General features: G+C 65.6%; 20 protein-coding genes. 9 read left to right on the top strand and 11 right to left on the bottom strand.

Translation table 11 applies throughout. The features are described 5' to 3' along the window. The coding region (locus ACYVKA_RS13765) for a MerR family transcriptional regulator (protein WP_460706264.1) at window positions 1–310 on the top strand (310 nt) is incomplete at its 5' end. Window positions 311–779: 469 nt separating this feature from the next. Here ACYVKA_RS13765 and ACYVKA_RS13770 read toward each other — a convergent pair. Continuing rightward, window positions 780–1,490: a phosphotransferase gene (locus ACYVKA_RS13770; RefSeq protein WP_460706266.1), complete on the bottom strand. Its 711-nt coding sequence runs from the start codon at window positions 1,488–1,490 to the stop codon at window positions 780–782. A gap of 140 nt (window positions 1,491–1,630) precedes the next feature. Between ACYVKA_RS13770 and ACYVKA_RS13775 the strand changes: the two genes are divergently transcribed. Continuing rightward, a complete protein-coding gene (locus tag ACYVKA_RS13775; RefSeq protein ID WP_460706268.1) occupies window positions 1,631–2,395 on the top strand; it encodes a class I SAM-dependent methyltransferase in 765 nt (254 codons plus the stop codon). A gap of 131 nt (window positions 2,396–2,526) precedes the next feature. Here the strand turns inward: ACYVKA_RS13775 and ACYVKA_RS13780 are convergent, their stop codons facing one another. From ACYVKA_RS13780 to ACYVKA_RS13805, 6 genes are all read right to left on the bottom strand, one after another. Then, the gene (locus ACYVKA_RS13780) at window positions 2,527–3,420 is read right to left on the bottom strand and encodes a sigma-70 family RNA polymerase sigma factor (RefSeq protein WP_460706270.1); all 894 of its coding nucleotides are present in this window, start codon (window positions 3,418–3,420) and stop codon (window positions 2,527–2,529) included. After that, entirely contained in the window at window positions 3,417–3,986 is a 570-nt protein-coding gene (locus tag ACYVKA_RS13785; RefSeq protein WP_460706272.1) for a hypothetical protein, read from the bottom strand. Before ACYVKA_RS13785 ends, ACYVKA_RS13780 begins: the two co-directional genes overlap by 4 nt. A 102-nt stretch (window positions 3,987–4,088) precedes the next feature. Further along, on the bottom strand, window positions 4,089–5,360 hold the full coding sequence (locus ACYVKA_RS13790; RefSeq protein ID WP_460706274.1) for a type IV secretory system conjugative DNA transfer family protein: 1,272 nt from the start codon (window positions 5,358–5,360) through the stop codon (window positions 4,089–4,091). Between the two features lie 785 nt (window positions 5,361–6,145). Next, window positions 6,146–7,390 (bottom strand): MFS transporter, encoded by a 1,245-nt coding sequence (locus ACYVKA_RS13795; protein WP_460706276.1) that lies wholly within the window; start codon window positions 7,388–7,390, stop codon window positions 6,146–6,148. Continuing rightward, window positions 7,387–8,919: an ABC-F family ATP-binding cassette domain-containing protein gene (locus ACYVKA_RS13800; RefSeq protein ID WP_460706278.1), complete on the bottom strand. Its 1,533-nt coding sequence runs from the start codon at window positions 8,917–8,919 to the stop codon at window positions 7,387–7,389. The genes ACYVKA_RS13795 and ACYVKA_RS13800 overlap by 4 nt, the downstream gene beginning before the upstream one ends. 302 nt (window positions 8,920–9,221) lie before the next feature. After that, window positions 9,222–9,821: a dihydrofolate reductase family protein gene (locus ACYVKA_RS13805; RefSeq protein WP_460706280.1), complete on the bottom strand. Its 600-nt coding sequence runs from the start codon at window positions 9,819–9,821 to the stop codon at window positions 9,222–9,224. Window positions 9,822–9,898: 77 nt separating this feature from the next. On the opposite strand from ACYVKA_RS13805, the gene ACYVKA_RS13810 reads away from it, so the two are divergent. Both ACYVKA_RS13810 and ACYVKA_RS13815 read left to right on the top strand, forming a co-directional pair. Then, window positions 9,899–10,465, top strand: a complete 567-nt coding sequence (locus ACYVKA_RS13810; protein WP_460706282.1) for a TetR/AcrR family transcriptional regulator — start codon at window positions 9,899–9,901, stop codon at window positions 10,463–10,465. Between the two features lie 79 nt (window positions 10,466–10,544). Then, window positions 10,545–11,087, top strand: coding sequence for a GNAT family N-acetyltransferase (locus ACYVKA_RS13815; RefSeq protein ID WP_460706284.1), 543 nt, complete (start codon window positions 10,545–10,547; stop codon window positions 11,085–11,087). 13 nt (window positions 11,088–11,100) lie between these two features. On the opposite strand, the gene ACYVKA_RS13820 is transcribed toward ACYVKA_RS13815, so the two are convergent. From ACYVKA_RS13820 to ACYVKA_RS13830, 3 genes are all read right to left on the bottom strand, one after another. After that, the gene (locus tag ACYVKA_RS13820) at window positions 11,101–12,369 is read right to left on the bottom strand and encodes a phosphotransferase family protein (RefSeq protein ID WP_460706286.1); all 1,269 of its coding nucleotides are present in this window, start codon (window positions 12,367–12,369) and stop codon (window positions 11,101–11,103) included. Further along, window positions 12,308–14,659: a S8 family peptidase gene (locus ACYVKA_RS13825; protein WP_460706288.1), complete on the bottom strand. Its 2,352-nt coding sequence runs from the start codon at window positions 14,657–14,659 to the stop codon at window positions 12,308–12,310. The genes ACYVKA_RS13820 and ACYVKA_RS13825 overlap by 62 nt, the downstream gene beginning before the upstream one ends. Before the next feature lie 170 nt (window positions 14,660–14,829). Continuing rightward, window positions 14,830–15,801, bottom strand: coding sequence for an AAA family ATPase (locus ACYVKA_RS13830; RefSeq protein WP_460706290.1), 972 nt, complete (start codon window positions 15,799–15,801; stop codon window positions 14,830–14,832). A 656-nt stretch (window positions 15,802–16,457) separates the two neighbouring features. On the opposite strand from ACYVKA_RS13830, the gene erm reads away from it, so the two are divergent. The 3 genes from erm to ACYVKA_RS13845 all read left to right on the top strand — a co-directional run bounded on the left by erm (window position 16,458) and on the right by ACYVKA_RS13845 (window position 18,171). Beyond that, complete coding sequence (gene erm, locus ACYVKA_RS13835; protein ID WP_460706302.1) at window positions 16,458–17,276, top strand: 23S ribosomal RNA methyltransferase Erm; 819 nt, start codon at window positions 16,458–16,460, stop codon at window positions 17,274–17,276. After that, the gene (locus ACYVKA_RS13840) at window positions 17,273–17,710 is read left to right on the top strand and encodes a helix-turn-helix transcriptional regulator (RefSeq protein ID WP_460706292.1); all 438 of its coding nucleotides are present in this window, start codon (window positions 17,273–17,275) and stop codon (window positions 17,708–17,710) included. Before erm ends, ACYVKA_RS13840 begins: the two co-directional genes overlap by 4 nt. 62 nt (window positions 17,711–17,772) lie before the next feature. Beyond that, a complete protein-coding gene (locus ACYVKA_RS13845; RefSeq protein ID WP_460706294.1) occupies window positions 17,773–18,171 on the top strand; it encodes a helix-turn-helix domain-containing protein in 399 nt (132 codons plus the stop codon). 57 nt (window positions 18,172–18,228) lie between these two features. Here the strand turns inward: ACYVKA_RS13845 and ACYVKA_RS13850 are convergent, their stop codons facing one another. Then, the gene (locus ACYVKA_RS13850; RefSeq protein WP_460706296.1) at window positions 18,229–18,729 is read right to left on the bottom strand and encodes a DinB family protein; all 501 of its coding nucleotides are present in this window, start codon (window positions 18,727–18,729) and stop codon (window positions 18,229–18,231) included. 103 nt (window positions 18,730–18,832) lie between these two features. Here ACYVKA_RS13850 and ACYVKA_RS13855 point away from each other — a divergent pair, with 103 nt between their 5' ends. Next, entirely contained in the window at window positions 18,833–19,243 is a 411-nt protein-coding gene (locus ACYVKA_RS13855; RefSeq protein WP_460706298.1) for an NUDIX hydrolase, read from the top strand. Window positions 19,244–19,355: 112 nt separating this feature from the next. Then, a partial coding sequence (locus tag ACYVKA_RS13860) for a hypothetical protein (protein ID WP_460706300.1) occupies window positions 19,356–19,650 on the top strand: 295 nt, incomplete at its 3' end.

Here is a 19,650-nt window from a genome sequence, read left to right on the forward strand (position 1 = left end):
CTCATCGGGGTCGTTCCTGATCTCGCCCTGCGGAGGCGGACTTGCTATGAACCACTGGTCTCAACTCACCCTGACACGCAGGGAGGTCCTGATGCACCTCAAGCAAACCGGCATGCCCCTCGCGCACATCGCAGAGTTCACCGCCTGGGTGTCGAAAGACCCCGCAGGTGTCCCAGAACGCCTTGCACTACTCCAAGACCACCGCACCCACGTCACCAACCAGATCGCCCGGTGGCAGCAATCACTAGCCATCATCGACCAGAAGATCAGCGACTATTCCGGACGGGTGTCCCGGGATCAGACGCCTTGAACGCCACGCGCAGCGAGTGCGGTGCCGTCTCCTGCCCACTGGCGAGCGCAGCGTGAACGGACCACCCACCAAATGCTGCTCGGCGCGGACCCGGTTACTACGCACCTCGACGCTCGCTGAGATTTGCGTAGTCCCGACATCGGCGAACATCTGTGCTGAAAAGAGGCCGCTCGTGACGCCAACGAAGTCCAGAGCGGCACCAGCAGGGGCCCGGGCATCGATCAGGGCGTCCCCCGGCGTAGGTGATGTCCGGGACATCCAGAGCATTAAGCTGTTCGACAGTGGCGGTGAACACGCCGGGGTCGGGCTTGTGGAACTCAGTTTGGTCGGCACCTTGCACCAAGGTGAGGCGTTCTGCGGGGAAGCCGCAATGCCTCAGGTTCAACCGCCGCATCAGTATTCGATGGAGTCACCGCCTTGGCACGGAGCCTTCGTCAAGTCTCGTCGTCCAAGGGGCCTTTCTGGGGGGTCAGGCGAGCCGTGGAGGCTGGAGCCACTCGGGCGGCACACCCTCACGGATCCAGCTCGCTTGCGGCTCGCAACCCATCCGAGCTGCATGTACGACCTCGTCGACTGCACGATGCCGCCGGGCCGCGATCACCGCGTCCAAGTCCCCAGACTCGTCCCACCCGTAACCGTCCAGGAAAGCTTCAATGCGGCGCCGGCTATCCACGCCGATGGGCAGGCAGCGACGCTGTAGCTCGATCTCATCAACGTCGAATGGAGCGAACCAGTACAGCGCATACGCAATGTCGCTGACTCGCTCGGCAGGCCTGGCTGCATCCCAGTCGAACAAGCCGATCGCCCGGCAGTCGCTCCACGTCATGTTGGGCGGCTTGGGATCCCCATGAGCGATGATTGGGCCCCCTTCAACGGGCACACTCCAGACAGCTCCGGGCGGGACCTGCCAGTCGACAGTCGCGTCATGAACGCAACGCAGCAGCCGCCCAGCCGATCGCACACCGGCCACTGTCGACTGGTGGAACCATGCCCGTTCACCAGCCTCTCCCGGCACGAACCGGAGGACCTCATGGGTCGGCGTGAGCTCCAAGGGTTCAGGAACCGGCAATCCCTTGAGACACAGGTGTTGCAGGAGACTGTGGATCGTCCCCGTCCACGGTGACGCGGGGCGACGCACAACATCACCCATGACTGACACCACGCCGCGGTCATCTCCCATGAACAGAACCCTAGGCGAAGACCAGCACCTGCTCGGCTCATGCCGCGTCGCCGCGTGGAGCGCACCCCTCACCCGGTGCGCGCCGGTGCCGCAAGGACTCCCACGTCAAGCCTTCCAGCACATCTGCCAGACTGACGGGCATGAGTAGCTGGAGTGGAGTCTCGCAGGCCTATCGTGACTCGTTCGCATTGCTCTGCGCCGGTACTGAGCAGCGAATCCTCGACGACCTGCAGCAGGGCCCCCTCCTGGATGCCGGGAGCGGCACGGGCTCCCTCACCCGCGTGGCACTCCACCGGGGCTTGGAAGCTACGGCCATTGACGCCGACCCGGACATGGTGGCCATGACGAACGAAGCCGCGCCCGGCCGCTGCTCACTGCAGGCCCTGCCGCGGCTGGCCTTCGAAGACGCGACCTTCCCCTCCGTGGCAGCCAACTTTGTGATCAATCACCTGCCTGATCCCCGTGCCGGGGTCAGAGAGCTGACCCGCGTCGCCTCACCCGGCGGGTTGGTTGCGGTGACCATCTGGCCCGCCGGAGGAGCGGGCTGGGCGCCGATGGTGAACCGAGCCTTCGAGGTGGCCGGTGCCACACCCCTGGACGGCACCCGGCTCGAGCCGCACCTGGACTTCCCACGCACCGTCGACGGGCTCGCCCAGATCACCACCGAAGCAGGTCTGACAGTCATCACGGCCGAGACGCTCACGTGGCAATGGCATGTACCGGCCGGCAGCCTCTGGGCCGGCATCAGCGGTGGTGTGGCGTCACCTGGCGCTCGGTACTTGGCCCAGTCGAGTGACGTCCAACGCCAGATCGAGCGGGAATTCCACGCCTTGGCCGCCGAATCATCCGTCGACAACGAGCTGTCCTTCGAGTGCTCAGCAGCCTACGTCGTGGCTCGACGCTGACAGGCGCACAGGTGCCCTCAACTCCTCAACAGCGTGTCTGCAGAAGGATCCCGGACGGGAGCGTCATGGTTGACGATCGGGCGGCGGACGTGATGCGAACCCCGGGCACGGCAACGGTTCGCACTCGGCCTCTACGACGGTATTCGTGGGGCGGGGCGTGCTGACGGGGCTGTCGAGGATGGCTGCCGATGCGTGACCGCGACGACTTTTGTCCTTGCAGGGTCGGCACCAAAGTGCGACATCACATCACGCAGGTGGTCCTGGCCGCGGGTCAGGAGGCGACGTGCCGTCGATTCCGACACGTCCAGGCCGTCGGCGATCGTCTTGATGGGCTGTGAGGGTCGTCCGATGCCGTAGAAGTCCCGCAGCACGGAGCGTTCGGTCGCTGGGAGAGCTCGGAGGTAGGGGCGCAGGTCGATGCTGTCGACAGGGTCGTCCTCGTGGTGCGCTCGGAGGGCGACGTGTGATTCGAGGCCGTCGAGCGATGCGCTGGCTCGTCGGGTCAGCAGCGTCTCTACCCGCTCGATCGGAGCCCCAGTCTCGGCGGCGACACGCGCCGCGCCATCGGCGCCGGGACCAGCTGGTTGTGTGGCGGCGAGCCCTCGGTAGCGGTACTGGTCGCGTGCCGCATTGGTGGTGAGGCCTTGGCGCGCGCCTGCCTCTGTGGCGATGGCGGTGACCAGTGCTTGGCGGATGCTGCCATAGGCGAAGGACGACCACACTCCCCTGCTCGGATCGAACCGGTGCACCGCATTCATCAGGCCGACGACCCCTTCCTGAAAGAGGTCCCGGTCGGAGGGTGCGATGTGGGCCTGGCGCATCGTGTAGCCCACCAGCCCCAGGCTCGAGGCCACCACCTGCTGGCACGCCACCTGCCCGGCATCGACCAACTGCTGCAATTCCTCGCGCGTCGCACCCCGCGTGGCCCGAACGGCAGCCGCGTCCCCGTCGAGGGCGCTGCGCGCCAGGACACCGGCGTCGCGGGCGTCCCAGCAAGCCTGCAGCTGCTGGTCGTCCAGCCTCACGTGAGGACCTCACCGCTGCCGGTGTCGACGATATGCCCGTCGACGAGCGCGAACCGGGTGGTCGCGAGGTCTTCGTCGTCAGGTTCGAGGTGCTCCACGTCACGGTCGAACAACCCGGCCCGCACCGTGGCGTCCTGCCGTGCAGCGCCGATCCGGGCAGTCCCGGCGCAGGGACGATGCCCCGCGTCGCAACTGGTGCGCAAGGTCTCCTTCATGCGGTTCTGGAAGGCAGGCAGCGTGTAGCGGTGCCACTCGGCCAACAGGTCCGACGTGGCCCCGAGCCCGGCCCTGCGTCGCTGGTCGAACACAGTGCCGAGCTCATGGACCAGGTGCGGATGCCGCGGCCAACACGACGGGACGATGTCGCCCAGCTGCCACGCGTACTCGGTGTTAAGCCAGTCGACACAGCGCTCGAGCCACTCCCACACCTCAAGCCGCAGGTCACGATCAGTGATCCCCGCCACATCCCACGGCCTCGCGATGAACTCCACCGGCCCCAGGCTCTTCACCGTGGACGGGTCCTTCGCCTGCTCCAGCCGCGCCAGGTCCGCATACGCCCGGTGCATCCGACCTCCCACCGACGGAAACGGCCTCACCAACTCCGACATCGACAACCTCCTCCACCTCGGGAATCTGCTCATCCCAAGCCGCAGCGGCTGTCCGGGTGCCTATAACCCGGCTGTGCCAGCCTGTCTGACTTGGGCGCGGATGCGCTGCTGGTCAGCCAGGAGACGTTTGCCGGCTCGTCCGTCGATGCAACGGTCGAGCTTGGCCAGAATGGGTTTCGCGTTCTCGGCGATCACCAACGCGTGACGCTCACGCAGCTCCCGTACCTCGGCGGGGCGGATCGCCGGCACGTCCTCACCCGAGACCGAGCGGCTGTGGTGCTTGCCCTGCTGATACGTCGTCCGGGCGATGCGCTTCAGACCGGCCAGGTCGGAGACCTCCTTGTTGAACGCCACGTCCTTCGAGCCGCCGAACAACACCAGCACGTTGGTCAGCCCGAACAAGGCCCTCGCCTCCTGCTCGCCGAAGATCGCGGCCAGCTGACGCCAGGTCTGCGCCGCGTAGATAAACGACAACCCCAACGCCCGCTCATTGGCCATCCTCGTCCGCAGCGTGGGCAACGGCGCCGTCGACGGCAACTCGTCCAGCACCGACAGCATCGGCGGACACAACCTGCCCCACCGGGACTCGTGCGCCAATCCCAAGGCCGTGTCCAGCACATGCTCGGCGGCTGCCGTCATCAACGGCGACGCCGACGCATACGGATCCTCCCGGCCCAGCATGTACACCGTCCCGCGGTTGGCCAGCAGCTGCCGAATGTCCGTCGCCGGCGACCCGGCGGACGGCACACAGCGTCGGCGGATCTCGGTCTGGAAGAACAATGACATCGCCTGCTGCACCGTCGTGATCGTGTTGCCCGCCGTCCGGTCATCACCCCGCAGAGCACCCGTCAACAGCCCATGCCAGAACGGCGCCGCCTGCGGATGCTGCCGCAGGATCTCCTCCGGCTCGGCAGTCGACAACGGACTGGCCACCCACTCCAACACCAGGTCCAGATCACCACCGGCCAGCGCGGCGGCGTGGAAGTACGACTGGATCACCTTCGCCGCCTCAGTCGCATAGAACCGCGCAGCATCATCACCCCGCCCACCAGCCGAACCAGCCTTGATCGTCCCCGCCGTGAACGCCTTCGCCCGACGCTCCGCCATCAACGGATCGCCACAACCAGCGATCGGATCCCACACCAACGACGGCAACCCCGGCGCCAACCCGAACGGATCCAACACCGCCACCGGCCCCACCCCAGAGCGCCGCGACAACGACAAGAACAAGTCATCCGGCTTCGTCAACGTCACCAACGCCGCCCCCGGCGCCGACAACAACGCCGGAGTCAAAAGGTCCAACGTCTTGCCCGAACCCTGCGGCCCGATCACCCCAGCCGTGCGGTCGAACGGGCACCACAGCTCTCCCCCACGCGGACGCCTCGCCCTCCCGATCCGCCACCCCACCTCAGCAGCCCAACCCCGACTCATCGCTTCCCCTTCCGGGCCAAGTCAGGACGCGCGATGTTGCGGACTCGACGCAGTCTCCCTACTCCGAGCAACTCCCGCGCCTCGTCGGCCGACGCGTACCCGGCCCCCACCCCCGGACCCCACCGCAACCACGCCTCCCGACCCGCAAGGGTGACCAGCACCAGCAGCACCAGCTCCGCCACGAGGATTGACGCGGCCAAGGCACCAGAACCGACCAAGCACGCACCCGGCGCCAGTCCCGCATCCGGACGACCAGCCAGGATCCCGCCGGTCGAACGCACCAACTCGTCCGGCCACAACCAACCCGAGCCCGTGGCCCAGCACGCCGTTGACCGGCCCAGCTGCACCCCCGTCCCCAAGGTCAGAACAAGCCCACCCAGCACCAGCGCGGGCAATTCCCACGTCAGCGGATACGGATCCCTCGTCGACATGACACCCCCGAAGGCTCAAGCCAACAGGAGCCTCCTCGTGGCCATCAGGCCTGACATCCGTGAAGAATCTCCGAGGCCCGGGGTTCGGGACAGGATCGCTCTCTAGCCGGGGCCAACCTGTCGCCTCTCCGCGTAGGCGACACGTCGACCCAGACAGTTGGCAGCGGGCGGCGAGCTCGCTGGTCGGTCATCCGTCGCTCACAGCCAGTTGGGGAACGAAGAGGGTGCCGAGATGTGAGGACGGTCAGCCATGCATCAGAACCCTCCTGTCCGGCCACGCGCTTCCCCGGGCGCTCTGAGTTGGCCCAGGGCTGCGAGGAGTCCTGCCGTTGCGAGCGGTGCCAGGCCGGCGGCAATGAACAGGGTGTGGGTGTCGATGTGGCGGCTGAGGATGCCGGTGAGGGCGATGGACAGGGGCATAAAGGCGATGGAGATGAAGAAGTCGAGGCTGGCGACCCGGCCGAGCATCTCCAAGGGAACGTGTTCCTGGAGCACTGTGCCCCAGATGACCATCCCGATCCCGATCAGTGCTCCGTAGATGGCGAGGCCTGCGCCGATGGCCCACGGGCTGCTGGTGAGCGCCGGGATGGACAGGGGTAGGCAGCCGAGTGCCCAAGCGCCGACCATGGCGGGCAGGAAGCGTTCCGGTGTGCGCCACGATCCCGCCAGGAGGGAACCCACCAGCCCGCCCGCGCCGAGGGCAGCGAGGACGGCCCCGTACAAGGCCGGTCCGTTGTCGTGCGAGGCGCGCATGAGGGCGGGGAGGAGTACTTCGAGTGGTCCGGTCACGGCCAGTCCCATGACGGCCGCGAACAGGACACTGGAGCGGACCCAGCGTGTGCGGGCGACGTAGCGGAAGCCGTCGAGTAGGTCGGTGATCGGTGAGGCGTCCGACGCGTCGGCCGCGGACTCGACGCGGGTGGGTTCGGGGAGCTGCAGGGCGGCGAGCAGGGCAAGTCCGAGTGCCGCTGCGATCAGGTATCCGCCAGTGGCGGGCATGCTGGCGCCGATGACTGCTCCGACGGCGGCGGGCGCGAGTGCTTGTCCGACCAAGGGGCGGGTGGCGCCTTCGAGGCCGTTGACGGCCATCAGGTCGTCGCTGTCCACCAGGACTGGCACCAGCGCCGTGTAGGCGGGGAAGAAGAAGGCGGTGGAGGCTCCGATGATGAACGCGGAAGCCGCGAGCATCCAGAAGGTGACCACGCCGAGGATCGCGGCGGTGGAGGTTGCTGTCGCGATGGTGAGGTTCAGGGTGAGCACGCCCACGATGACGGACTTGTTGGGGATTCGGTCGGCGAGGACGCCGGCGGGGAGGGACCCGACGAGAAGCCCGATGCCGCTCCAGGCCACGACTCCCGACAGGGTGGCTGGCGTGGCACCCAGATCAAGGGTCTGCATGGCCAAGTAGAGTGCCCAAGCGCCCTGGGCGAAGATGGTCAACACCATCGCTGCGAACAGCCGACGGTACGTGCGAATGGTCAAGGGGCGAAGCGGGTTCATGGCATGTCCTTCGGGTCAAGGTTCAGGTGAGGCCAGTCGGCCAGGTCATGGAGCATCTGCCGGTCATGCGTGGCGACGATCACCGCGCAGGTGGCCTGCAGGAGCTCGGTAGTGATGTCGTCGACGAGGCTCGAGGACAGATGATTAGTGGGTTCATCCAGGAGCAGCAGGTCTGGGTCCTGGGCCAAGCACATGACCAAATGAAGTCGGCGTTGCTGCCCTTGCGACAGGCGCCCCACGGGCGTGCCGGTTGCAGAGGCCTCGAGCAGCCCGAGCGAGCCCAGAGCTGGAGCCTGGGATCGGCGGCCCAGCTTCGCCAGGTACGCCTCGTAGGCCTCGTGGGCGGGGCGGGAGGGGTCCCAGTCGGGGACCTCTTGGGACAGCAGAGCGATGCGGGCTTTCGGGTTCACTCGCACGTCTCCCGTGGTGGGGGCCAGTCGCTGTGTGAGAACTGTCAGCAGGGTTGATTTTCCCGCGCCGTTCGGTCCGGTGATCACCAACCGGTCCCCGCCGTTCACGTCCACCGAGACCGGTGTGTCCAACCGGTCCTTCACGGTGAGTTGGGCGGCGTTCACGATGCTCTGTCCGGCACGGGCTGACGAAGCGGGCCACGCCAGACGCAGTGGTGGTGCCGGCACGTCGATCTCATGTCGTTCCAGGTCTTCGACGCGTCGGTTGAAGGCCTGGACCACTCCCGCAGCGCGTGTGGCGCGTTGGTGCTTGCCTGTGCCCTTGTCTGGCCTCCATCCACCCTGGGACAGTCGCGATCGCGCTTCGGCTGCAGCGCGCGTCAGTTCCGCTTGCTGCGCGACCTGAGCGGCATGGTCCTGTTCCCACGCGAGGCGTTCTCGTCGTTGGCCTTCGATCCAGCCCTGGTAGCCGCCCGCGTAGGTCCGCGGCACGCCATCGCGGGTCGGGTCGAGATCCAGGAAGGTGGTCGCCACGTCATGCAACAGAGCGCGGTCATGGCTGACCAGAGCCCAGCCACCGGGGTGCCCACGCAAGCGCTCAGTGAGGAAGGACAGTCCTGCAGCGTCCAGGTGGTTGGTGGGCTCATCCAGCAGGAGCAGGTCGGGGGTCGACCCAAGTGCGACGGCCAGGCGAACCCGGTACCGCTGACCCACCGACAGACTCGACAGAATGCGACCGCGGTCGCTGCAGGCGTTCAGACCTGCCAGTGCGATGTCCACCCGCCTTTCCGCATCCCAAGCATCCAGCAGCGTGGCTATCTCGAGCGCGACGGAGTAGGTATCAGCCGCGTCATCGCCCGCGGCCAGTGCAGCGCTCGCCACGTCGAGAGCCTCGAGCGCAGACCTAGAAGGTGCAGTCGCTTCGGCGATGAGGTCGCCGACGGTGCGGTTGCCCTCGGTGGACATGTCCTGCTTGACCAGGACGAGGGAACCCATCCGAGTCACTACCCCCGAGTCGGGTGTCAGGATCCCCGCCAAGACGTGGAGCAAGGTCGTCTTGCCACGGCCGTTGTCGCCAACGATCGCCAGGCGGGACCCGGCGGAGACCGTGACGTCCACCCCGTTCAGGACATTCTTGTCCCCCAAGGTGATGCGGATTGATTCAGCGCGGATGTGTGCGGCGGGCCCGTGAGGCGTTCCGTTCCACACACACGACCGCAAGGTTGGTGTGATTGGCATTGCATACTCTCAGCTCGTCATGGAGCCGGGCAGCACAAGATGGCCGCCCGGCAAATGGCCAAGACGGCAGACGAGAGATCAGAAGGGATCCCGCCGCCGTCAGCGGGCGGAACGCAGCTTCATCGAGGCGATGCCTGAATACATGCGGGACAGGCTACCGAACTGGGTGGCACACCGGCGACTCAATTGATGGCCCGGTCAGAGGGCCGGAACTGGGACTTCCGGTAGCTATTGAGCAGGACCCCTCCGGGCAGCTCCTCAGAACTTGTCAACCGGAAGGACGTGGGGACCCTCCTTCCGCGCACCAAGGGAACGCCGATTCCGAGCAGGACGGGGTTGACCTTGAGTTGGAGCTCGTCGACGAGGTGCAGCAATTGCGCCGCGAGGTCGCCTCCCCCGCACAACCAGATGTCTTTGCCGGGCTGCCGTTTGAGATCCGCCACGAACTGGGCCGGATCCTCGCTGACTCGCTGTACCGCGGGCGAGTCAGGCAGGGGACTGTGCGTCACCACATATTGCGCCAGATGTGGATAGGCGCCGTCAGTGAGCCCGTGATCCAGCGCTGGCTGGTGGGTGCGGCGTCCCATGATCACGGCGTCGAAGCGCCGCGGCGGCGCCGTGACTCCGAGGGGTTCCCTGACATGGACCGGGCACGTCTCCGGATACCGGTCGAACAGCACCCGTAGCGTTGCGGGGTCCTGGGGGAATGCCGAGAAGTCGCCATCAGCGTCAGCGATGAAACCGTCGATCGATGTGGCGACGTAGTAGACGAGGTTGCGCATCAGAGTCCAATCACTACAGCTGTCGTTGTTGGGTCAAGTACAACACATGTAGTGGACGAGCCGGTAGGATGTTTGCCATGGTTGCCAATCCCGACAGGCGCGCCGCGGTCTGTGATGCCGCCCTCCATATCCTGGGCAGCGAAGGCCCCCGATCCTTGACGCACCGCGCGGTGGACCGCGAAACCGGCCTGCCTCTGGGCACCACCTCGAACTACTTCCCCACCCGGTCCGCACTGTTCGCCGGCATGACACGACGCCTGTTCGAAGCCTTGGCCCCAGACCCAGCACGACTGGAACAGCTCGCCACCCTGCCCGCCCACGACGCCGGGCCCGAATACATCGCCTACATCGTCGAACGACTCCTGGCCCAGCCGAACCTCGGCCGCGCCTGGTTCGAGCTACGCCTCGAAGCCCACCGCTCCCCCGAGATCGCCGCCCTGGTGACGCCAGTCCTGCAGGAGGGATTCGCCCAGGACGTCGCCTTCCACCAGGCACGCGGCCTGCCCGGCGACGCCGAGACAGTCCGAACGCTGCACCACCTGGTCGACGGCATCCTCTTCGACGCCCTGACCAGCACCAGCAGGCCAGACGCGGATCCCGTGGAGCTGGCTCGGCGCGCGAGCCAAGCCCTCCTGAGCCCCTGAGTCAAGGGCCTGACGGACCCGCGAGCGACTCCGGCGAATTCGATTGCGACGAGCACACCAGCTCTGGTCGACTGGGCCGATGCTGCCCCAGACCATCCCCACCCTTGAAGGTCCACGCGTCACGCTCAGACCCTTCCGGGAATCCGACGCGCCGCTGGTGCAGTCCGTCGCGGATGATCCGCTGATCCCGCTCATCACGACCGTCCCGACCTCGGGGAGTCTCGAGGACGCGCTCGCCTACATCGACCGACAGCATGAGCGGCTGGTCAGCGGAGCTGGGTATTCCTTCGCCATCGCCAACGCCGAGACCGACGAGGTGGTCAGACAGATCGGCCTGTGGCTTGCCGCCATCAAGCACGGCCGGGCCAGCACCGGCTACTGGGTCGCACCGCAACACCGGCGCCGGGGCTACGTCAGCGACGCTCTGCGCACGTTGTCCGACTGGGCCATCGACCACGACCAGGTGCAGCGCCTCGAGCTGTACGTCGAGCCCTGGAACGAAGGGTCCTGGCGCGCCGCCGAGAGGTGCGGCTTCCAGCGCGAGGGCCTGCTGCGGTCATGGCAGCCCGTCTGCGAGGAGCGCAAGGACATGTACATGTACAGCCGCCTCCGCAAGCACTGACCGAGCATGCTTGTCAGGGCAGGCGTTCTGCTGCCCTGTCGACGGCTCGGCTGAGTTCATCAGCCGGACGTCCGCGGACCACGGTGAACCCGACGATCTGCAGGGGGTACGTCTGACGGATCACGTCCGCTCGCTGTGCCGTGGCGGCATCCGCCAACTGGGGCAACACGTCCCAGCCATGCCAGAGCGCCAAGGACGCGACGTCATCGGCGGGATCACACCACGCGGCCAGATCCCAGTCCAGCACTCCCGCGACTCGGCCCTCCCGCCACAGAACATTCGCGCCCGCAAGGTCACCGTGGTTGAGCGCCTGCTCGCCCGCTGGCAGGGCCTCGACCCGAGCGACGATGTCGAGGGCAGCGGCCTGCTTCCCAGACGGCAGCAAGGGGACGACTCGCTCGCGCAGCACCGTGAGCCACTGGGCACCTCCGCAGAAGGCGTGCGGTTCTGCCAGCCACCCCCGCAAGGGCTCCACGTCGATCCAGTGGATCGCGTCCAACAACGCCCTCAATTCACCAGCGTCGCCAGACCCGGCCGGATGTGGCTCACCCTCCAGCCGTCGGGTCGCGACAGCGACGACATCCCCGTGCCACACCGGGTGCCCGAGCGAGGTCGGGACATCGAAAGGCAGCGCTGGAAGGTGGTCCACCAACGCCTGGGTCCGAAGGATCTCCCGCGCAGCGTCCCGATCACGCGTAATACGAACGGCTGCTGTTTCCGTGAGCGCGACCACCGAGCTGCTCCCGGTCTGCACCAAGTCGAAACCGCCCGCATCACCCGGGACACATTCCCGCACCAGCGCGGCGATGGTCTCGTCATCCGGCCGGACGCCGGTGGACTCAGCCCGAACACGTGGGAACGACTGGAGCGACTGAGTCACGCGTGGGAGCAGGCGAAACACGGACTTGAAAGCGAGGGGCAGCAGGCACCCGAGCCAGAGATCGCGGTGGTGGCGAACCCAACGAGACGGTCTCGAACACCACTGGCGCAGGAAGAAGTGGACGCAATTCGAACCGCGCGCTCCAATGGAGAGAGCGCCATGTCGATCGCCCGACGGTTCGAGGTCAGCCGGATGACGGTATGGGAGAAGACGCGGGAACGGCTCCGCTGATGCTTTGGACTCTGTCTTGGCTGCCTCTGAGAGCGCGGGAAGGAGCTCCCACAAATCAGGGGACATCTGACACAGCACAATATGCGCGCGTCCCGCACTCCTACGCGATCTACGTGCCAGATCGAGGACGAACGCGTACCCTGATTTGGTCTCGCACCTGCGTGTAGACATCAACGCCGACTGTCGGCGCAACCCATAGGCTCAACGCCACGGCGTAGTCGATCTCGGTCTGATCGTCTTGAAGGCCACCCTGTCCGTAGCACTTCACAGTCACGCTGAGTGCCGATCCCTGCCCTGCACCAAACGACTTGTTGGTCTCCCAGACGAGGTGCTGCAAGGTGGTTGCGCCACGCTTTGCCGCGTCCGCTGGGACACCAATCGGAGTTTGAAGTTGTGGGATGTCTCCGCCCGGCTTCACGAATTCCAATCTCGCCTGCCGGTACTGGCGATGACGCCAGTTCACTGGAGACAGCCATGCGAGCGTCGCGCCAATTCGCTTCACCTCACGTGCACTCAGCCCGTCGGGGAGCGGGAGCAACAAGTCCTGCGAAGTGTTCGGACGTAGCGCACCGAGATAGAGGACGACAGCTTCGTTCGGAGCACACCCATCCGAGTAGTCACGGGAAAGGACGCCGTTGCCCGTACCCAAGAACACGACGGGATGGTTGAGCGCCGGATCGTCGAATGCCGCAGCACCGTGAGCAAGGAGTGCCTTGATCGCAATAGCACGCTGACCGCGTGTGAGTGGCGCACCTCCGGTTATCCGGTCCAGCTCGTCGTGGAGCCGGACCGCTTGTCGAGTCGCCAACGCTGCCGCAACACTCGTACCGGCGACGAACGTCTCCTTGGGAGCCACGGCGTGAGCAACCTTGACTCCAGGTCCGCGTGCCCCTGCTTCTCTGAAGTCGAGGTGGGCCTGAGCCGACACAGGCGTCGGATAAATGACCCGGCCGCCGAGCGCGGCGACTTCAGGCTTGATGCTCCGTCGATAGCCTGTCCCCAATGCCGAGATGGGGCTGAGTGAGACCAGCCCGTCTGTCGGATCGACGACATATCCGCTAGGAGCTGCTGCACCCGTGCCGTCCGCGTGCACTGCTCCGACGGTTATGGCGTTAATAGCCTCCGCCGGTGAGAGGAGTCGGCGCCCGAGCGGATCAGTCTGTTGGGCGTGCAGGATCGCTTGGCGACGGTCGTCACCTTTCATCGCCGTGATCGACTGAGAGTCGTCGGTAGGGATCGGAAGACGCAGGTGGTTACCTGCGGATACAACAATCAGCACTCCGTAGTGATAGCTGAGCCAATCGATGATGCGTGCCCACGAGGAGAGCAGCGCGTCAAACGGAGCGGCCGGGTCGCCCACAGAGAGGTTGACAATCACTACCTCCGGCGCAGCAGCACTTTGCCCGTCGACTCCCTCGAACAGGTCTCGGAATGCCCGCCACATCAAGTCGGGGGTGAGCTGGTCTCGAGGCAGTTCCTCGATCCGACTCATAGTGTCGACCGCCGGTGCCATGATCGGGCGAACGAGCACTGGCCTACTCAACGGCGGTGAGGGCGAGGAGAGATCGCCCCAGATTACGGCCGAGGTCATGTGCGTACCGTGTCGCCGTTCGTCCGTTCCATATCGATCTTCAAGTTCGTCGGGGTCAAGGATCTCGACGCGGCCTTGTAAGAGAGGGTGGTTCGCGACTGGAACGCCGTCCAGGATTGCGACAACGGGCGGTCCACTCGGTAGAGGTCCTGTTGGCGAGGCTTCAACCTCAGCGGCCACGGCGTTGCTTCCGGCAACCTGCCCGGTGACCCTGAGGTACATGATGTTGGACGACTTGATGAGCTGAACCTGCTCGATATCGCCGGTCGCAATTCGGCGAAGAAGCTCAGTAGAGACCACACAACTCATGCCGTGGTAGCCGACCTCAGGAATGACGGCAGTCGAGACAACCTCGCCACCTTCAGCAGCCACAAGCCTCGATACCTCATCCTGCGCCCTTTGACGCGAAGCGGCGGATGTACGGAACCAGAGCTCAATCTCGATCGGGTGTCGCTGCTCCGGTAGAAGTCCGTTGAGGTACTCGTCAGATTCGATCAGCTTCAAACGGTCCTGCGGTCCCCAAGGCCGTATATCTCTGAGGTGTGTGAAGAAATCTCGCAACGGTGCGTTACCGGGAACTTGTTGTGTCTGTTTCCAGGTATTCCATGCGCTGCGTAGTCTGTTAAACGCCGTTTGGTTGGCACAGACCGCGTGAAGTGACGTATGCACAACGGGGTCCTTGGGGCGATTCGACCGCAGGGAGTACTCCTCGTCTGGGTCCATCGCTGAATCCGCCTCGACAAGTACCTCAAGACCGAGCCGCTGTGCCGCACCTACTAGGTCGATACGATCCTCGACAGCCTCCATGACCAAGACGAGTTGCGGGTCAGCGGCGTTGATAGAGGTCGAGAGATCAACTTGGGTCTGCATCTCTTCCAGCGCCTCACCAAGCCGGTCGTCAACGCGAGCAACGCGAGCGCTTGAGTTCCCGTATGTGACGCGCTGGTTCCCACGCGCTGTCGGTCGCGGGATCGACCGCGGCAGGCTCACCTGTCCGAACAGAACGGGACGGTCATGTGAAGCGCCAGGCGAATTCGGGCTCACGACGCCTCCGGATCAACTCTGTGGGACCATTGAGCAAGCACCTGCTGCGCCACCTGTCGCGCATCCGGCTCTGGGCCACTCAGGATCAGTCGTCGCTGGACATCAAGAGCGAACTCCTCCAACTCCGCGAAGCTAACTTCGCCAAGCCGGTCGGAGATCGTCCGTGAAGAAAGGCCAAGGTCGACCTTGTTCCGTTCCGCCCAAGCGTCCAGCCACTCGACTTTTGCCGCTCGCGTCGGCTGAGGCAGTTCAAGCCGGAGCTGCATGCGCCTCCATGCAGCACGGTCAAGCAACTCAGGGTGGTTGGTCGCAGCAATCACCACGACGTGGCTCGGGAGCCGATCTACTTGTAGCAGCAGCGAACTCACTACCCGCTTGATCTCACCCGTCTCGTGCGTGTCGCCGCGCTCTTTCGCCACGGTGTCGAACTCGTCAAAGAACAAGACACAGGGACGAACGCGAACGGCGTCGAACAACGACTCCATCCGCGATGCTGTTTCGCCGAGGAAACTGCCGATCAGTCCCTCGTAACGGACGGTCAGCAAAGGAACTGACAGCTCTGTTGCCACAGCCTCCGCCAGCGAGGTCTTCCCTCCTCCGGGAGGCCCGACAAGCATCACACGGTGTCTCGGCTCGACACCGTGGCTTCGGAGCAGGTCGCGCCGGTGATGCTCCTCGATCAAGTCGCTGACGCCGCGCCTCACGTCCGCGGTAAGCACGAGATCCGTAAGACGTCGCTCGGGAATGCGCTCATGGATCAGGCCAGCAACGGCTTCGGTCCGCGCTATCGACGTGACGTTGGAGACCGGACGCTTGGCGGTCAACGCCTCGGCGAGCTGGGAAGCGAGAACTCTATGCCGTTTGCCCTCTTCTTCTGCGATGAGCGCTTCAGCGGCGCGGCGAAACGCAAGCTCGTCGCCTCGCGCTCCTGAACGAACGATCGCAAGGAGCAAGTCTGACCGTGCCATGTCAATCGCTCCTTCCCTATGCCGTCTCTTCTCATGGTATCGGTGGGCAGCCCCAGGCTACTGCGCCGCTCCGACATCGTGCCCCAATGTCTCGGACGCCGTAGGCCGTTTCCCGCAGTCTGGCCTGCCCGTCCCAATCGCGCTGCCACACGTCTTTCAGAAGACGCCCACGACTCTGTCGCGCATCCCAAGTCGCCCTAGTCCGCGGACCTCGTTCTGAGCTGCCACGCCTCTTGCAGATCGAGGTGCCAGCTGGTCGGCTCCGGCCAACTGGAGGCGCTTCCATCAGTGCTACGTGCAGCCTCGGCTAGTCGCCCCGGGGCCGACTCTCCTCGATCTGCAAGACGCGTGGCAGCTCTATGGGGTCACTCGCGGAGGTGTGGAGGCTCGTCGTGCACCAACGGCCTGCGAGCTGGTTCTGACCGGTGGTGATACGGATCTGCGCGTCTTTGTCGCATGAACGGGTTATTGGGTCGCCGAGTGGCGGTGGGGTCGCCTACTCTGGTGGCATGTTGGTTTACGGCACTGCTTCGCTGCGTCTGCGCAGCCGCTAACGGCGGCGAGCACCCTCCACAGGTTGTTGCTCCCGCCCCCGGTGATCACGGCCGGGCGGCTCTTTCAGCGTGCCCGGCTCCGCAACAACCACGGAGCAAACAGTGCCTACCTATCGAGGTGGCCGTCATGAGCACGGCCAGAACTTCCTGACTGACCCATCCACCATTGCCACGATCACACGGCTCGTGGCTGCCACCGAGGGCCCGATCATCGAGATCGGCCCCGGTGACGGAGCACTCACCACCCCGCTAGCCCGGCTTGGGCGACCGGTGACAGCAGTCGAGATCGACACCCGGCTCGCCCTGCGCTTGATCCAACGACTCCCACCGCACGTGGAGGTCGTCGCCGACGACTTCCTGGCCTACCGGCTTCCCACGTCTGCGCATGTGCTCGTCGGCAACCTGCCGTTTCACCAGACCACGGCCATACTGCGACGCATCCTGCACGCCCCGGCATGGACCGATGCAATCGTGCTCGTGCAATGGGAAGTTGCGCGGCGCAGAGCAGGAGTTGGCGGTGCCACGATGATGACCGCACAATGGGCGCCCTGGTTCACCTTCACGCTGCACAGTCGTGTTCCCGCTCGCGCGTTCACCCCACGTCCGGGAGTCGACGGCGGAATCCTCACCCTTCACCGCCGCGAACACCCGCTGGTGCCCCCGGCACAGCGACGCCAGTTCCACGCCTTGGTCCACCGCGTCTACACCGGTCCCGGACGCGGGCTCGCCCAGATCCTCACACGCAACACCGCACTCGGCTCACCACAGGCGGCACAGGCATGGCTGAGGGGCCACGGCGTGAAAGCCGCCGGACTGCCGAGAGACTTGCCCGTCGAGGCATGGGTGGACTTGTTCAAAACCACCGGTTCGTCGCCACCGTCCCGCCGCACGCAGTCGTCCTCAGGAAGGCGGCGGCGATGAGCATCGACCCCTCGTCGAGAGTCTGCCCTGACGAGACCACCCCTAGCCATGCGTGCCCGACCGAGACAGCCGCACACCATGCAGCACGGCTCCTCGTTCAAGACCCCGGGCGGGATTGGCGACTTCGTGACCTCGCCGAGCGCGTGCACCTGTCCACGTCACAGCTGGGTAGGGCCTTCAGCCAACGTTTCGGGATGCCGCCCATCCAGTACCTGGCTCATGTTCGAGCCCACCGGCTGGCCGAGCTCCTGATCGGGACTGATCTTCCGATCGGTGTCGCCATGACACAGGTTGGGTGGCGCAGCCGCGGCCACGCCTCACGACAGTTCACCGCCGTCGTGGGGGTCAGCCCATCCGCGTATCGACGCACCGCGACCCAACGAGCAAGCCTGAAATGCCCGTGCTGTGGACAGCGAAGCGAGTTGCCCCGATGACGGCCTCACAGCGCTCAGACTGCGGCCCTGGCAGGACTGAGATCCGTGACACGGTCGTTCGGATGCGGGATGATCTCGCTCACCGGTGGACCTTGGCCGAACTCGCACAGGATGCACATCTATCGCCGTCGCGACTCGGGGGCCTGTTCGTGGAGCAGTTCGGCGTCCCTCCGATCATGCTGTTAGCTCGGTTGCGGGTGCGGGAGATGGCACGGCTGTTGCGGGAGTCGGATATGACGGTCGATCAGATCGGGGTCCGGGTGGGGTGGAGGAATCGAGGCCATGCGGCGGAGCAGTTCGCCAAGCTCGTGGGCGTCACCCCGACCGCGTATCGGGCCCATTACCGGCAGCGGACCCGACAGACGGCAGATGACCTGACCGGTTGCTTGTGGTGCGGACAACCCCATCAGGGTGCCGTCAATGTCAAAGGCCACGACCGAGACAGTGCTCACGAGTCGTGATCCTACGGGGTCGCGTGCCGGAGCTCGTCGCGGCAGATCCTCCTCGCATCAGTCCGTTCACAAGGATGCGCGGGAGGCCAAGATTTGCTCCCGAAGGATCTCGGCATGCCCACAGTGCTGGGCCAGCTCACGCAGCACATGCAGGTAAACCCAACCGAGAGGGAGCGGACCGCGCCGATTACCAGGCAACTCGTCAGCGAGCGAGAGCCCAGCCACAGCCGCACGTGACTGCTCCACCGCTGTCTCATAACCCGAAAGCACTGAGGTGATGGTGTCGGCGGGGTCAAGGATGAACGACTCATCCGGGCCGGAAACGATCCCCAACTCTGCCCGCGTCTTGCCTGTCGCCGCCTCGGCAAACCAGACGCGCTCCACGAAGGTGGCATGTTTCACAAGGCCGAGCAGCGTGGTACGGGACGGCACCAAGGATGCTCGCGCTTCTTGCTCGGTCAACCCGTCGAGCATGAGCATCAGGATGTCTCGGTGCTGGTCGATGAAGACGGGCAGTTGCTCCTCGATCGGCAGGACGTAGATCTCAGGGGCGTCAGGGTTGTGCATGGGCCCCATCCTTCCGGACAGAAACCGGGAATGCCCACCGGATTTCCAGGTGCCGTCGCAGCAAGCAGCTGGGGATGCCGGTACCAGCTGCTTCACTCGATCCATGACCGCACCGTCGCAGCCCACCCACATCGCCGTCGTGGCACTCGTCAACAACGGGCGGATGCTCCTCGTCCACCGCCATCCAAGCCGCGAGAACTACCCAGACTGCTGGGACCTGCCCGGAGGACATGTCGAGCCGGGCGAGTCAGCCGACAGCGCCGCACGCCGCGAATGTCTCGAGGAACTCGCCATCCAGGTCGATGGCGCAACTCCGTTCCCGGTGGCCTGCTCGAACCCAACGCTGCGCAAGCATGCCTTCCTGGCAACCAACTGGGTGGGGACCCCGGTCAACGCCGCCCCCGATGAGCACGACGCCCTCGGATGGTTCACCCCCGACGAGCTACCCACACTCCACTTGGCCGACTCCGCAGCCCTGTCGGGTCTCCTGAACGCCCTGCGCACCGCCGGATGAGCGCGCGCCTGGCGGCATAGGAACGTGTTTGAGCACACGGGGTCTGGCGTGAGGGAACGTCCTCCTGCTGCCCTTGGAGGGCTTGGTGTCCCATCGCAGAAGGAGGACGAACGTGTCTCACGCTAGTGGCGTTTCCCGTGGTGACCGCAACCGCAATGCCCGCCTGAGCCGGCTCCGGGAGGCGGTTCCGGTTACGAACGCGATCGTCGGGATCGACCTTGCGGACGTGAAGCAGATGCTGGTGGTCTGCGACCACGACTCGAAGGTCTTGGCCCGTCGAACGTTCCGCTGCAAGGCCTGGGACCTGGGCAAAGCGTTGGACTCGGCCGCGGACCGCGCCGCGAAGGCCGGTTACGCGGGTGTCACGGTCGCCTGCGAACCGACCGGACACCGTTGGCGCGTCCTGG

Source organism: Luteococcus sediminum (genome assembly GCF_054783495.1).